Here is a 15,257-nt window from a genome sequence, read left to right as displayed (position 1 = left end):
GAAACATACAAAAGTGTACACTAATACTTGAATCAGCCTTTTTAATATGCTTTGCTTAGAAAATTGTACATGAGGCATCCTTAACACCTCTAGATTGTTAATATGCTATTCATTTGTGCAAACCATGATGATTTTATCAATTCAGAAAGAATTGGTGTGTGTTCGATGATAAATAATGCAAGCGTTGAACTATTCAGCCAAACTTGTATTCCTGACATCGGTGTTAATGCTAAAATGTATAATATAACAAACAAAATGAGATAGATTTCGACAAATCCTAGTATAGCCCCAGCAAGTTTATTAATGGATTTCAAAATTGGCAAATATGCTACAAAATCAAGCATTGAAGCTATAATCTGCAACACAATTTTCGTAGCGAAGAAAATAATCGCAAAGGAAATAGCATTATAAAATCCTTTTTCAAGGGGGAGGGATTGTAAAAACGATGCCCACGTGCTATCATTTGGCAATTCTGTATACGGAACCCATACTGCAAGGCTTGAAGATAACTTATCATAATACAAATATGCAACAATAAAAGCTATAATAAATCCTACTAAATGAAATACTTGTAAAACAAAACCCCTTTTTAAACCAGCCAAAAATCCGAATCCGAGAAAGAAAAGTATTATTAATGTAACCATGGCTTATTTATCCTCTTTCTTATTTAATGAGCCTAGTAATGCTGCATAGTCTTCTTTTAATTTTAAATAATCGTTCATGGAATTAACAGCAGTAAGAACTGCTAATCTTGTTGTATCTAAATGTTTATTCGCCTCCTGGATCTCACGCATTTTTTGATCCACTAAACTAGCAACTAATCGAACATGAGATGCTGTTTCTTCTCCAACAATTGTATATGATCTGTTATAAATATCGACAGATACACGTATTTTATCTTTATGGGCCATTTATGCACCCTCCAATAAAAATTTAATATTTTAAGAAATATGAATCTATATTTTTATTATCTAAAATTATTCACCTTATATTAACATGAACATCAGGTTTAGGGAAACCGAAACTATTTAGTCGAATGGATTTACCAGTAAAGCATTTCTTTTTTAAATTGAGTTTGTTATAGTCAACTATATACAGAGGATGGGAGAGATGAAATTGGGACAAAGCGTCCATAAGTTAACCTTGGAGACCATTAATAAAATGAAAAAATATTATCAGCATTTTCTTCAAGATCCCCCACAAGGATCCGTTTTTCGAGCGAAAACCAAAAACGCCGTAATCACTGCTTACAAATCTGGAAAGGTATTATTTCAAGGAGCGTCTCCAGAAGCAGAGGCGGGAAAATGGATGAACAAACAACAAGTGCCTAAATCTCAGCAAAAAGTTACATCACAAAAAACGTCGTTATACACGCCACCTTTAACATTATTTAACAACTCGCATATTGGTTCGGATGAAGCTGGAACCGGGGATTATTTCGGTCCTATTACTGTTGCTTGTACATATGTTAAAAAAGAACAAATAGCCGCTTTAAGTGAACTGGGTGTAAAAGATTCAAAAAATCTATCAGATGAACAAATACGGAAATTATCCAAAGAGATAATAAAATCTCGCTTGCCCTACTCCCTGCTTGTACTGCGCAATGAAAAGTATAATAAATTACAGAAAAAAGGTTGGTCTCAAGGTAAAATGAAAGCAATGCTCCATCATCACGCAATAAAAAACCTGCAGCAAAAAATTAATAATCAACCTTTAAAAGGTATTTTAATTGACCAATTTTGTGAGCCAAGTTTATATAAAAAATATATCAGCTCCGAGAAAGAATCACTTTCAGCAAAAACTTATTTTATAACAAAAGCAGAAAGCTACTCGCTTGCAGTGGCTGCAGGATCTATTATAGCACGTGCAAGTTTTCTAAATGAAATGGATAAATTATCCAAAAAAATCGGAGTTCCTTTACAGAAAGGTGCTTCCTATCTAGTTGACCAAACCATCGCCAACATTATTAAAAAGAGAGGTAAGCAGGTTCTACACACTTGTGCTAAAACACATTTTGCTAATACAAATAAAGCAAAGAAATATTTATAAAAGAAAACCCACAGGACAAGAAATCCTGATGGGCTTTTGCTTTTACTTATGATCGAATATAAGAATCGTATTTTTTATTTACTTCATCGATAATCTGTTGGTAAGATTCTTCCACTTCATCATCTTTTAACGTTTTTTCCGGGTGACGATAGACCAGGCTATAAGCAATAGACTTCTTACCCTCCGGTAAATTCTTTCCTTGATAAACATCAAAAATACGTACTTTTTTCACAAGAGGCGCCCCTATTTCTTCAATCGAAGCTTTTAGATCGCCTGCGACGACATTCTCATCTACGATAAAAGCAATGTCCCTTGTAATGGATGGAAACTTTGGAATGGGTTTCGTTTCTGGTTCCTTTTTATAAGCAGAAAAAACCTTTTCCATATTGATATCAAATACGTATGTCTCTTTTAAGTCCATCTTTTTAACAAACATCGGATGTACTTGTCCAATAAAACCAATCGGTTCATTGTTTACAGCAATGCTTGCACATCTTCCAGGGTGCATATCAGAGAGTTTTTCCTTTTTAAATGTTGCTGGAAGTTTTAAAAATTCAAACAGCCCTTCTACGATTCCTTTAACTACATAAAAATCAACTTTTTTATTCTCCTGTTGCCATGGATGACTTATCCATTCTCCAGTTAGTGCACCAGCTAAACGTAGTTTTTCTTCCGGTTGTTTCGTTAAGATTTCTTCTTCCGTAATAAAAATCGACCCAAGCTCATAAAGACCTGTATTCCGTTGGCCCCTAGCATTGTTATATGCCAATGTACGAAGTAATTCAGGTAAAATACTTAACCGTAAAAATTGATGGTCCTCACTCATTGGCATAGCTAGTTTCACAGGAGTTATATTTTCCTCCTCTATATCTGGACTTATTAATTTCTTGGAATTATTTAGATCCGTTAACGAGTATGTAATTCCTTCCATTAATCCTGAACTTTCCATGAAATTTTTCACTTTCCGCTTTAAATTTTGTCTTTGTGTTAAAGCACCTGCATCAGCAGCTCCAATCGGTAAAGTGTATGGCAAATTGTCATACCCATATATTCTTGCAACTTCCTCAAGCATATCTTCAAAAATAGATATATCACCGCGTCTTGTTGGTATTTCAACAGTAAAATGATCCTTCTCTTGATCAAAAGCAAAGCGTAACTTTTCCAGAATAGAGACAATTTCCTCAGTACTGATTTCCGTCCCTAATCGTTTATTAATCTCATTTGTTGTGATTTCAACGGTTTTCTTAGTACAATCTAAGGAGTCAACTTCCACACTATTAGCTAAGACTTTCCCGTTAGCGTATTCATATAGTAGTTGGCATGCACGCTCACCGGCGATCTTCACCCGACTTGGATCGATTCCTTTTTCATATCGCGTACTAGCTTCACTGCGTAACCCAGTAGCTTTTACTGTTTTACGAACTGAAAAACCATCAAAATAAGCTGCCTCAAGTAAAATCGTAGTTGTTTGCTCGCTTACTTCCGTGTTTGCTCCTCCCATTACACCAGCTAATGCAATCGGTTCCTTACCATTTGTAATTACGAGATTATCTGTTGTTAACATCCTTTCTTTTTCATCTAAAGTAATAAGCGTTTCATTTTCTTTAGCACGTCTTACAACAATTTTCTCAGATTGGAGCTGGTCATAATCAAACGCATGTAAAGGTTGCCCGTACTCCAATAACACAAAGTTTGTAATATCAACAACATTATTGATTGGACGAATCCCCGCCGCTATTAAATAATTACGCATCCACAATGGTGAAGGCTTAACTTCAATATCTTTAATAATAAATGCGCCATAATAAGGGTTTAATTCCTTATCTTCTACTTCAACAGATACATAATTTTGAGCTTTTTCAGTGATGGTTTTTATTTTTACCTCAGGTAAATGAATATCTTGATCCAATATTGCAGCTACTTCATAAGCAATCCCGATCATACTTAAACAGTCCGCCCGGTTTGGAGTTAAATCAAATTCCAGAATTGCATCATTTAAATTTAATAATGGTTCAACATCTTCTCCAATTTCAACGTCATTTGGAAAAACAAAAATGCCATCTGCTGTATCCTTTGGCACGAACTTTTCCTCAATTCCAAGTTCCTGTAGTGAACAAATCATACCATTTGATTCTACACCTCGTAATTTCACCTTTTTAATTTTAAAATTCCCTGGTAAAATTGCTCCGGGTTTTGCTACAGCAACTTTCTGACCTTGTCGAACATTCGGCGCACCACAAATGATTTGTAATTTTTGATCACCGACATCAACCTGACAAAGATTTAATTTATCTGCATTTGGATGTTTTTCACAAGTTTCTACATAACCTACAACAACATTTTTACTTTTTTCGGCAATATACTCAATTCCATCTACTTCAATGCCGGATTTGGTAATTTTTTCAGCAAGTTCTTCTGGCGTTATTGAATCGATGTCAACATAATTTTTTAGCCAATTTAATGATACTAGCAATTTATATAGCCTCCTTATGCATTATGATATTGTTTTAAAAATCGTGTGTCGTTCACATAGAATTGGCGAATATCATCTATACCGTATTTCAGCATAGCAATTCGATCAGGTCCCATTCCAAATGCAAAGCCAGAAAACTCTTTGGAATCATAACCAGCCATCTCTAGTACTTTCGGATGAACCATCCCCGCTCCAAGAATCTCTATCCATCCTGATTTCTTACAAACAGAACAACCTTTTCCACCACATATTTTGCAAGATATATCCATTTCCACAGATGGTTCCGTAAATGGGAAAAAACTAGGTCGTAAACGGATTTCTCGATCTTGACCAAATATTTTTTTCGCAAAGTTATTTAAAACACCCTTTAAATCACTCATGCGAACATTTCTATCAATATATAGCCCTTCTATTTGTGTAAACTGATGCGAATGTGTTGCGTCATCATTATCTCGGCGGTACACTTTTCCCGGACAAATCATTTTTACGGGTTTCTTCCCTTTATATTCCCGCATTGTTCGTGCCTGAACTGGTGAAGTATGTGTGCGGAGCAATAATTCGTTTGTAATATAGAATGTATCCTGCATATCTCTAGCCGGATGGTTTGGTGGTAAGTTTAATGCTTCAAAGTTGAAAAAGTCTGTTTCAACTTCAGGCCCCTCCTGAACTTCAAAACCCATACCGATAAAGAGATCTTCTATTTCTTCAATTAATTTAGTCAGTACATGCTTTCCTCCAACCTGGACAGGACGTCCTGGCAGTGTAACATCAATTGCTTCATCTTCAAGTTGTTTTTCTATCGCCTTTGCTTCAAGTTCTTCATTCTTTTGCTCAATAGCCGCTGTAATCGATGAGCGGACACGATTTGCAACTTCCCCTACAATTGGACGTTCTTCTTTAGATAATTTGCCCATACCACGTAAAACACTGGTTAGTGAGCCTTTTTTGCCTAAAAAGGATACTTTTATCTCCTGAAGTTTTTTTAAATCTTGTGTTTTAGATATGGAATCTAAAGCTTCATTTTGTAATGACTCTAATTGTTCTTTCATATTGAAATACCTCCTTTAAAATAAAAAAAGCCTTCCCAAAAAGGGACGAGGCTGTTTTATCGCGGTACCACCCTTGTTGACACTTTTAACACCTTAGTGAAAACCTACGCGAAACAAGCTAGGTTTAATAGATGATTTGTGTCCAACTTGAATAAAGATAACGGTAATTAACCGGAACACCTTTACTTGAATTCCAAGGTCTAAGTGTCAGCTCCAGAGTGAAACATTAACATTCGTTGCGGTAGATATGTTTTCAGTCTACGACATTTCTTCCCTGTTCCGTACCTATGAATGTTAATTAGCTCTTTCATTGCTTGTCGTTTATGACAAATTTCTTTCATTATAGAGAATCGCACAAATAATTGCAAGCTTTATCCTCTAATATAATACATTAAAATGCCAGCAGCAATACTAGCATTTAAAGATTCGGCTCTTCCGTAGATGGGAATATTTACAATGGAATCAGCTTCGTGAAGCAATGTATCTTGAATACCTGCTCCCTCATTGCCTATAATTAGCGCAACTTTATCCTCAACCTCTATTTGATTATATGGTTCTGCACCTGACAATGCCGAAGCCCATATTCGAAATCCTTCTTTTTTTAATATTGATATTGTTTCTAAAAGATTCCTCTGTAAAACAGGAATATGAAAGAGAGAACCCTGTGTAGACCGAATTACCTTATCATTATATACATCCACTGTCCCCTCTCCTAAGATAATCGCATCAAATCCAGCGGCATCCGCTGTCCGAATCATGGTACCAAGATTACCCGGATCCTGTACCGCATCGATAAGCAGCATATAATTCCCTGGATAGCATTCTGTCTGATTCATCTTAACAACAGCAATAATTCCTTGCGGTGACTCCGTTTGTGCAATGTGATGAAAAACAGTTTTGTTTACTTTTTCTATTGTAAAGTCCATGCACCAATCCGGAACCTGTTGATCTTCTTTGATAATAATTTCATGAATATCCCAATTACTACGCTTAGCCTCCTCGATTAAGTGGTATCCTTCAATCAGGAACATCCCAGCCTTAATTCTACCCTTTCTTTTTTGTAATTTCTTCCAATATTTTACTTTTTGATTTTGTACAGATGTTATCATATTTTTCATTCCTATTCTTCATTATTGTTATATCATACATATTTCGGCCTATATCGGTCAAACTATCGATAAATTCTAACTGAAGTAGAGGTGATTTTAGATGGATCTAAATTTACGGAAAGCAATTGTGTCCAATATTGCTTCCAATGATCAAGAACAATTAGAAGCAACAATCGTTGATGCTATTCAAAAAGGGGAAGAAAAAATGCTTCCGGGGTTAGGAGTACTTTTTGAATTGATATGGAAGCAATCTGGAGAACAAGAAAAACAAGAAATGATTGGTGCATTAGAACAAGGTGTCAAGCAAGCAACAAGTTAAAAATAAATCAATTCTTTAAAAAGATGGATTTCTAAATGAAGAAGAATCCATCTTTTATGTTGAAGAAGGAAAATATTTCCCGACATAATTTGACTAAATTTTATAAATTGAGATAAAATCAATATACATGCTTTTTAGTTATCATTACGTGCCTTGAATAATACATATATATGGAAAGCATGAAACAGAAATAGAAAGGAGAAGAAGGAATGGAAGAAACGCTTAACGATGGACAAAAAAAGGGGTTTCCAAAAAAGATTGTAGCAATTATTATTGCAGCAGTTCTTGTCATAGGAGGTGGTGTAGCAGCTTATGTAATGTTAAATTTGTCTGACAAAGAAAAGTACTTCCTTTCAGAAAAAAAATCAATGGAGTTTCTTACGGATAAAGTAGAGGAGCGCTTCAAGCCAGAATTTGATTGGTTAGAACAAACGGAAAATAATCCGACCGAGACAGTTATAGACCTTTCAGCAGAATACAATGACCCAACTGCTTCATCAGGCTATGGAGCAATGAGTCCACAAGAAATCATTAATAACTCAACAATTACACTTACTACTTCTGCGGATATGGAAAAAAAACAAATAGCTTCTGAAATAAAAGGAAGTTTTGGGGATATTGAAATTGACGATGTTCAATTTTATTTAACCGATGAAAAAGCTACTATCGGCCTGCCATTTCTTGAAGAATTACTTCAAATAAAAGATAAGGACATAGGAAAATTCCTTCATGAACTAGATCCCATGACATTCACTGGTGAGGAGAATCCAAACTTTGAAGTTTTCTTTAAACGAGGTTTATCTGAAGAAGATCAGAAGTATTTCAATGAAGAATACTTAAAAATGATTTATGACAAACTCCCGGATAGTGCATTTAAAATTACAGATGAAACAGTAAAAATAAACGATGAATCTGTAGACACCAAAAAAATGACAATGCATCTTTCCGAGGATGAGGTAAAAGATATTTTAAAGGCTATTTTTGAAAAAATGCAAAAAGATGATAGATTAAAAGAAATTATGCAAGAACAAATTGAAATGCAACAATTTGGAATGCCGGCAGACGCTAGTTTGGATATGAATTTTGATGAAATGATGAACGATTTTGATGATGCTTTAAAAGAAGCACAAGATGGACTTAAAGATTTTAAAATACCTGATGGGATAACATCTACCATATGGACAAAAGACAAATTAATAGTTAAGCGCGAATTTTCTGTAGAAATGGGACCAACAAAAGACCAATTAGCAAAGTTTACAGTGAATGGAACGCAAAAATTAGAAGATAACAATCAAATCTTCGACTATAAACTTGCATTTTCAGATGACTATGAAGAAAGTTCAGCAAGTGTTACTGGAGATTTTTCAACCAAAGATGATAAAGCAACTGATTCTATTAAACTATCTGCCGAGAATATGGAATTGGCATACGAAGGTAATAGTACGCTAAAAGATGGCAAGCGTGAATTTGAGCGTCAATTTTCCATAGATGACCAATATGGTGACAGTGGCAAATTGATTTGGACTGGAAATGCTAATTATGAGAAGGATAAAATGAGTGCGGAACACAGTTTTTCAGTTGAATTTCCATCTTTAAACATTACCCAGGAAATGGCCTCTCTGCATATTAAAAATAAAGGAAAAACGATAAAGAGTGTCGAGATGCCTAAAGAAGATAATATCAAAGATCTAGGTAGTATGAATGTGGATGAACTCAAGAATTATTTCGAAACAGATGTAGCTCCTCAAGCACAACAGTGGTTTCTTGGTATTATGGGCGGACCAGGAATGAGCTTTTAATGAACTGGATGTGATTGTATGAACTTTTTAAGACAGATGTTCCTTTTTACTAAAAACAACTTTATACAATTACGGAGGAAGTGGATCTCACTTCCTCTTCTTTTGCTTCTGCCAATCATTACTATTGGATTAATTGTTACAATCATTGTGGCTTTTTTCTCACCCCCAGACAGTAAACCGATTAAAGTTGGAATAGTCGATTTGGATAAATCTGAAGAAACTCAATTAGTTGTTGAAATGATTGACGAAACATCACAATTAGGAGATTATATTAAACTAGCCAATATGTCCGAAAATGAAGCAATCAATGGTATAAACAAAAATAGGATCAGCAGTTATATAGAACTACCAAAAAACTTTACCAAAAACTTGTATAATGGAACCCCTGTTACAATACCTATCAAAGGGAATCCAAACCAAGTGACAGAGAGTCACTTAATAAAAGAACTAATTGACAGCGTAGCAAGACATATTCGTACCTCACAAGCTAATATCTTAACCATTAATCATTTTGCAAAGGCATTGGCTATTGATGATGAAACACGACATGACATGTTGTTTGAGCAATTTAAGAACTTTTTATTTTATACAATAGGAAAGGATAAACTCATAGACCAAAAAGAATTAAAAAACCAGGCTACATCATCCCCAACAGACTATTTTAGTATTGCCAGCTGGTTTATAACCATATCCATTTGGATTTTTATCATTTATACATTTCTACATAGAGAAGAAACACAGCGTATAAAAACGCGGATGAAACTTTATGGGGTTATAGAACTGCATCAAATTTTTGCTAGAATGCTCGTTACATTACTCGTTACTGCTTTATTTGCAATTATTTCGTTTGCTATATTAAACTACTCTTTATCTTTTCAAGTGTGGGGAGCGAACTACCTGCGAATTAGCATTATTATGGGACTTTATAGCATACTTTTACTCATTACATTTGCGGTGATAGAAACATTGATAGCTGCAATGAAACTTCGACTGTTTTTACAATTAACCATACTAGGTATTATATTAATGCTAAGCGGATCTTTTATACCGAGTCTTTACTATCCATTACAAATTCAATCATTTATGCCTTATATTTTTTCTAGTGTGACTTTTCATTGGCTTCAGGAAATTGTCTTAAACGGACGTTATTATGCTGATTATCTTCCATTGCTATTAATGAACGGGGCAGGTTTGTTAATCCTTATGGGACTTTCATTAGGAAAGGAGCGTGTCCAGCAATGAGAGACATCCTTAAGACGCGCTTGATTCATATTAAAAAACAGTGGCTCAGCCTGTTATTTTGGTTATTGTTCCCTATTCTTACTACACTTGCTATTATAAACTTAATGAATATCATTCAATCGGATACAAAAGTTCCCGTTGGAATTATATTGGAAGAAAAAACAAACTCGTCAATGGAACTTTATCAGCACATAAAAGAAACACCTTTTATCCGGGTTTATGAAACTACCGAAGACGATGCGCTTCACCGGCTAAAGAAGCATGAGCTGGATAGCGTTTTTATCATACACGAGGGATACGAAGAGAAAATACGTCAAGGAAAGCGTAATCAATTAATTACAAGCTATCAATCTGATTTATCCTTTGCCTTTTCACCAATCAAAGAAATGATAATATCCTATGCTCAACAAGAAACTAGCAGATCAAAAGCTGCTCACATTATCCAACATCTAAGTGAACAATACCCACAAAAAGAACAATGGTCTTGGAAGGAAATTATAAATAAAAGCAAATCCATTCAAAAAGAAGAAAACCTACTTTATACCAAATTTACCTTTTCCAATACGGATAAACAAGGACCAAAAAGGGAATTATTCACTTTGGATACCTGGGGTATTTGGGCATTATTAAGTATTTTAACTACTTTATTTATATTTGATTGGTTGATAAAAGAGCAGAATGCAAATATTTTACCACGTTTTGTGTTTATACGCTTTACATGGAAAAAATACTTATTGTATAACTTTTTACTGTACACGATCCTTTTTCTAATGTTTGATATGGTGGCGATCGGTATATTTCATACCTTTTTAAAAGAACCGGTAAATTTATCTTTCATTGGTGCAATCCTCTCCTTTCGGTTAATGTTAAATACAGGAGCATTTCTATTAGCCTTATGTTTTAAGAACATATTCTTATTTTACAGTGTTTCATTTATCATTACTTTATTTTTATCAATTGCAAGTGGAGCTATTCTCCCAATTGAAAGCATTACAAGAAATTATAATTGGGTAGAATATTTTAACCCGCTTCATGCCTTTCTATCAGGACAAATAAGTTATTTATGGTCTGTTATATTGATTGCTTTATTAGGTTTATGGTGTGGGCGAAAGGAGAAATACAATGCTTAATGCACACGGATTAACAAAATCTTACGGAAAAAAGTTGATACTTAATGATATTTCTTTTTCTATAGCTAAAGGAGAAATTATAGGACTTGTTGGAGAAAATGGTGCAGGAAAGTCTACTTTACTCAGTATACTGGCAACAACTCTAAAACCTTCTAAAGGTACGGTAGCTTTAAATGGTGAACCTTATCAAAAAAATAAAACAAATATTCGTAAACAAATTGGCTTTGTACCTCAAGAGATTGCTGTTTGGGAAGAGTTTACAGTTGAGGAAAATATGATCTTTTTTGAAAAATTATCGTGGAAAAGAAAGAATAAAGAACAATTAAGACAACTGTGCTTGGATATGAAACTTGAAAAGTGGAAAGAGCCAGTAAAAACACTTTCAGGTGGAATGAAGCGTAAATTAAATTTAGCAATCAGTCTGATCCATAATCCACTTGTATTATTATTAGATGAGCCAACTGTAGGAATTGATCTTAAGTCACGAAAAGAAATTGGTAATTATCTGCTAGAACATGCAATAAATAAGGAAAAAATAATTGTCTACACTACACATGATATGGATGAAATTAATCATCTCTGTGATCGTGTATTTTGTATTGGAGAAGATCCCTTTTACAAAAATATTTTAAGTAAATCAGGTGAAAATGTAATATCCTTATAAATCGAACATTGTTTTATGGGTCTTTTGTAGTAAAATAAAAATATATTATAGGAGGGAATAACTAAATGGAAACAAACGATTTACAGCGACTGATTCAACATCAAGTAATGTCCGTACATAGAATGAATAATAACGGGATATCTCATGATTCATCGATGCCAAATGCATTTAGGCAATTGCTACAAGCAAAGATAAATGAAGCAACTGCCCTAAATAAAACGAACAAAAAAGCGAGCAATGATCATTATCCTATTAATTATAATGCTTCTTCTCTCCAATCCAGGTCCAAGGTCACTCATGATCCTGTGTCTGCAACGATTGATCAATACATACAGGAAGCGGCAAAAAAATTTAATGTCGATGAAAGTCTCATTCATTCTGTCATTATGGCAGAATCGAATTATAATGTACAAGCACAAAGTTCTGCAGGTGCACAGGGTCTGATGCAATTGATGCCTGGAACAGCACTGGGGTTAGGTGTATCTGATCCGTTTGATCCTAAGCAAAATATCGAAGCTGGAAAAAAATATTTAAGTCAAATGCTAAAAAGATATAACGGAAACAAAGAACTTGCTCTCGCTGCTTATAATGCAGGACCAGGTAATGTTGATAAACATCAGGGGGTTCCCCCATTCCGTGAGACAAAGAATTATGTAAATAAAATAATGAAGAATGATTTAGCATAGAAAAGATCAGCAACAGAATAATTGCTGATCTTCTCCTATCACAATATATGAATAAACCTACGCAAATTTAATTTCCTTTACTGTATCAGTATCTAATTTTTTTATTGTTTCAACGATTAATTTTACAGCATTTTCAAAGTCGTCTCGGTGTAATATTGCTGCATGCGAATGAATGTATCTCGTTGCTATAGTGATCGACAATGCAGGAACTCCGTTAGCAGTTAGGTGAATGGAACCCGAATCTGTTCCCCCACCTGCCATTGTTGCGTATTGGAAAGGTATATTATGTTCCTCTGCAGTATCTATGATCAATTCACGTACACCTTTATGCGATATCATGGATGCATCATATAAAATAATTTGAGGTCCTTCACCTAATTTACTGTCAGCATCTTTATCACTTATTCCTGGTGTATCACCAGCTATTCCAACATCAACTGCAAAACCAATATCTGGGGCAATCATATTTGTCGCGGTTTTCGCCCCGCGCAAACCAACTTCTTCTTGGATTGTTCCTACACCGTATACGATATTTGGATGATCCTCTTCTTTTAACAACGTTAACACTTTAATAGCTATTGCACAGCCTATTCTATTATCCCAAGCTTTTGCTAGTAACATCTTTTCATTTTTTAAAGGAGTAAATTCAAAATACGGTACGATAGAATCACCTGGACGCACACCAAATTCGCTCGCTTCTTCTTTACTGGATGCACCGATATCAATGAACATGTCTTTAATTTCTACAGGTTTTTTTCGCGCTTCAGCAGATAAAATGTGCGGTGGTTTAGAGCCGATCACACCTGTGATATCCCCTTTGGCCGTTAAAATAGTTACACGTTGTGCCAGCATAACCTGGCTCCACCATCCGCCAACAGTCTGGAAGTAAATAAAACCTTGATCATCAATACGAGTGACCATAAAGCCAACCTCATCTAAATGTCCTGCAACCATAATTTTAGGCCCATTTTGATTTCCTATTTTTTCTGCGATTAAGCTTCCTAAGTTATCCGTATACACTTTATCAGCATAAGGCTTTATGTAATTTTCCATTACTTCTCTTGCTTCTTTTTCATTACCGGGAATTCCTCTTGCATCTGTTAAATCCTTTAACATCGTAAGTGTTTCATCTGTTTTTGCCATATGTAAATTTATCCTCCTTTTAATACTTTCTACCCTTTCATTATATCTGTTTTCTTAGAAAGAATACAATTTTTAAAAAGTATCATTAGTACCCTTGATTTTGTCTTTCATAATTTACTTCATTTTTTTTGAAATAAGCTTCTTGTATATCTGTTTCATTATAACCAAGCAAATTTCCGAGCAATAGATATTGGTTAAATAAATGCTCATAATTATTTTTGGTTGGCTCTTTTTTAAATTGTACACATGCGTCAAATATATGCATAAACTGCTCTGATTCAGATAAAGTATCTCTTACCTCTGGAATCATTGTGTATCGGTATCCTTTTTCAATCCCTAGCGATAAAAGAAAATGTATATTATCTACGTATTCTTCTAAAATCACAGAATCATCATTTCTTGGCTTTTTACTCCAAAATTTAAAACACCGTGTTTCATTCGCTAATTCACCGAGCTCTACTAACAGAGCTAAGCATTTTTCCCGAAAAACATCCGTATTTTTTATATTGTTTTTTTCTTCAATATATTCATCAAGTTTCTCTTGCATTGTAAACAACGTATTCCAATCCACGAATGCTAACCTCTTTTCCCTTTTTTTCGATTGTAACATATTGCATTATTAAAAAGGCTATTTTCGCATATTTTTTTGCTAATGTAGGAATCTCCATAGATTTCAATCGCTGCCTTTGATTCACCTTTTCAAAGATAATCCTTTATTAATAACAACCTCTTGGATACTAATCAAAAAAAATACCATTCACACGTATGAATGGTATCAATAAGTACTTACTTGGAAAAAATCTTCCCATTTAATATTGATTTCTTTTCTTCTTAGTATATAAATCAATGACAGTAACACCGCTAAAAAGATAAAAACATGAAGTGGGGATAAATTTGAAATCCATTTCCCAATCGAAGTATACACAAAAGCTAAAGGAATATTAGATAATAAAGATGATTTCATATAATCCTTAAAACTCCTCGAAATTTCAATTAAACATATAGATAAAAGATGAAAATGAATAAAAGGGATAAGTCGAAGGAGTGCGATCTGCGACATTGTAAATTTGGATTGTTCTCCTATTAATTTTGTCTTTAAACTGAGAAGTTTATCTAATGTCTTTGGCATCCATCGGATTACACCATAAAAAATAATACTCGATAAAGTAATTCCTATAATCGAATAAATAGTTCCTGCCACAGTTCCAAATAACACGCCCCCAGAGATACATATAAATACAACTGGTATAAAAAATAGGGGCCGAAGTAAATGGAAACTTATGAATAATATTGGTGCAAATAATCCTCCTAATTCAATATAAGCCATCAGATAGTTACCAATCAGTTCCATGTCCTCCCCTCCTTCTGTAGGCAAATACCTATTTATTATAGGTATATGACAAGAGACGAGCCTTTCATGACATAAAGTACAAAATAAAACGCGGATACACTTTAATCAACAAAAGTAATTTCGATAAATCGAATACTACACTCTCTATTTTAAGACAATCATGCGTTCGTTTTCCTCACATAAATAAATCGAGTAGGTGACTAACCATTACTTGGTTAGTCGACCTCTCACACCACCGTACGT

General features: G+C 34.3%; 15 protein-coding genes. 7 read left to right on the top strand and 8 right to left on the bottom strand.

Features of this window, described 5'->3' with window-relative positions:
- Window positions 1–89: 89 nt before the first annotated feature.
- Window positions 90–644: a CvpA family protein gene (locus tag GZ63_RS0108355; RefSeq protein ID WP_029268531.1), complete on the bottom strand. Its 555-nt coding sequence runs from the start codon at window positions 642–644 to the stop codon at window positions 90–92.
- Window positions 645–647: 3 nt separating this feature from the next.
- Window positions 648–911 carry a cell division protein ZapA gene (gene zapA / locus GZ63_RS0108350; RefSeq protein ID WP_029268530.1) on the bottom strand — a complete coding sequence of 88 codons (264 nt, stop codon included), beginning with the start codon at window positions 909–911 and terminating at the stop codon, window positions 648–650.
- Between the two features lie 205 nt (window positions 912–1,116).
- On the opposite strand from zapA, the gene rnhC reads away from it, so the two are divergent.
- Window positions 1,117–2,049, top strand: a complete 933-nt coding sequence (gene rnhC / locus GZ63_RS0108345; RefSeq protein ID WP_029268529.1) for a ribonuclease HIII — start codon at window positions 1,117–1,119, stop codon at window positions 2,047–2,049.
- Window positions 2,050–2,095: 46 nt separating this feature from the next.
- On the opposite strand, the gene pheT is transcribed toward rnhC, so the two are convergent.
- The 3 genes from pheT to GZ63_RS0108330 form a co-directional block, all read right to left on the bottom strand.
- Complete coding sequence (gene pheT, locus GZ63_RS0108340) at window positions 2,096–4,522, bottom strand: phenylalanine--tRNA ligase subunit beta (RefSeq protein WP_029268527.1); 2,427 nt, start codon at window positions 4,520–4,522, stop codon at window positions 2,096–2,098.
- A gap of 14 nt (window positions 4,523–4,536) precedes the next feature.
- Window positions 4,537–5,571 carry a phenylalanine--tRNA ligase subunit alpha gene (pheS, locus tag GZ63_RS0108335; protein ID WP_029268525.1) on the bottom strand — a complete coding sequence of 345 codons (1,035 nt, stop codon included), beginning with the start codon at window positions 5,569–5,571 and terminating at the stop codon, window positions 4,537–4,539.
- A 371-nt stretch (window positions 5,572–5,942) separates the two neighbouring features.
- Window positions 5,943–6,689: a TrmH family RNA methyltransferase gene (locus tag GZ63_RS0108330; protein ID WP_318842367.1), complete on the bottom strand. Its 747-nt coding sequence runs from the start codon at window positions 6,687–6,689 to the stop codon at window positions 5,943–5,945.
- Between the two features lie 91 nt (window positions 6,690–6,780).
- Here GZ63_RS0108330 and sspI point away from each other — a divergent pair, with 91 nt between their 5' ends.
- From sspI to GZ63_RS18685, 6 genes are all read left to right on the top strand, one after another.
- On the top strand, window positions 6,781–6,999 hold the full coding sequence (gene sspI, locus GZ63_RS0108325) for a small acid-soluble spore protein SspI (protein WP_029268522.1): 219 nt from the start codon (window positions 6,781–6,783) through the stop codon (window positions 6,997–6,999).
- Window positions 7,000–7,208: 209 nt separating this feature from the next.
- Complete coding sequence (locus GZ63_RS0108320; RefSeq protein WP_029268520.1) at window positions 7,209–8,798, top strand: flagellar basal body-associated FliL family protein; 1,590 nt, start codon at window positions 7,209–7,211, stop codon at window positions 8,796–8,798.
- An 18-nt stretch (window positions 8,799–8,816) separates the two neighbouring features.
- Window positions 8,817–10,040 (top strand): ABC transporter permease, encoded by a 1,224-nt coding sequence (locus GZ63_RS0108315; protein WP_029268518.1) that lies wholly within the window; start codon window positions 8,817–8,819, stop codon window positions 10,038–10,040.
- Window positions 10,037–11,170: an ABC transporter permease gene (locus GZ63_RS0108310; RefSeq protein ID WP_029268516.1), complete on the top strand. Its 1,134-nt coding sequence runs from the start codon at window positions 10,037–10,039 to the stop codon at window positions 11,168–11,170. The genes GZ63_RS0108315 and GZ63_RS0108310 overlap by 4 nt, the downstream gene beginning before the upstream one ends.
- The gene (locus GZ63_RS0108305) at window positions 11,163–11,834 is read left to right on the top strand and encodes an ABC transporter ATP-binding protein (RefSeq protein WP_029268514.1); all 672 of its coding nucleotides are present in this window, start codon (window positions 11,163–11,165) and stop codon (window positions 11,832–11,834) included. The genes GZ63_RS0108310 and GZ63_RS0108305 overlap by 8 nt, the downstream gene beginning before the upstream one ends.
- Before the next feature lie 65 nt (window positions 11,835–11,899).
- Window positions 11,900–12,520 (top strand): lytic transglycosylase domain-containing protein, encoded by a 621-nt coding sequence (locus GZ63_RS18685; protein WP_029268512.1) that lies wholly within the window; start codon window positions 11,900–11,902, stop codon window positions 12,518–12,520.
- 57 nt (window positions 12,521–12,577) lie between these two features.
- On the opposite strand, the gene GZ63_RS0108295 is transcribed toward GZ63_RS18685, so the two are convergent.
- The 3 genes from GZ63_RS0108295 to GZ63_RS0108285 form a co-directional block, all read right to left on the bottom strand.
- A complete protein-coding gene (locus GZ63_RS0108295; RefSeq protein WP_029268510.1) occupies window positions 12,578–13,663 on the bottom strand; it encodes a M42 family metallopeptidase in 1,086 nt (361 codons plus the stop codon).
- A gap of 85 nt (window positions 13,664–13,748) precedes the next feature.
- Window positions 13,749–14,234, bottom strand: a complete 486-nt coding sequence (locus GZ63_RS0108290) for a dUTP diphosphatase (protein ID WP_029268507.1) — start codon at window positions 14,232–14,234, stop codon at window positions 13,749–13,751.
- 204 nt (window positions 14,235–14,438) lie between these two features.
- On the bottom strand, window positions 14,439–15,014 hold the full coding sequence (locus GZ63_RS0108285) for a TVP38/TMEM64 family protein (RefSeq protein WP_029268505.1): 576 nt from the start codon (window positions 15,012–15,014) through the stop codon (window positions 14,439–14,441).
- Between the last annotated feature and the right edge of the window lie 243 nt (window positions 15,015–15,257).

This window comes from Virgibacillus alimentarius (assembly GCF_000709085.1).
In the GTDB taxonomy this organism is placed as follows: Bacteria; Bacillota; Bacilli; order Bacillales; family Amphibacillaceae; genus Virgibacillus_B; species Virgibacillus_B alimentarius.
This window is presented reverse-complemented; position numbering and strand designations above follow the sequence as displayed.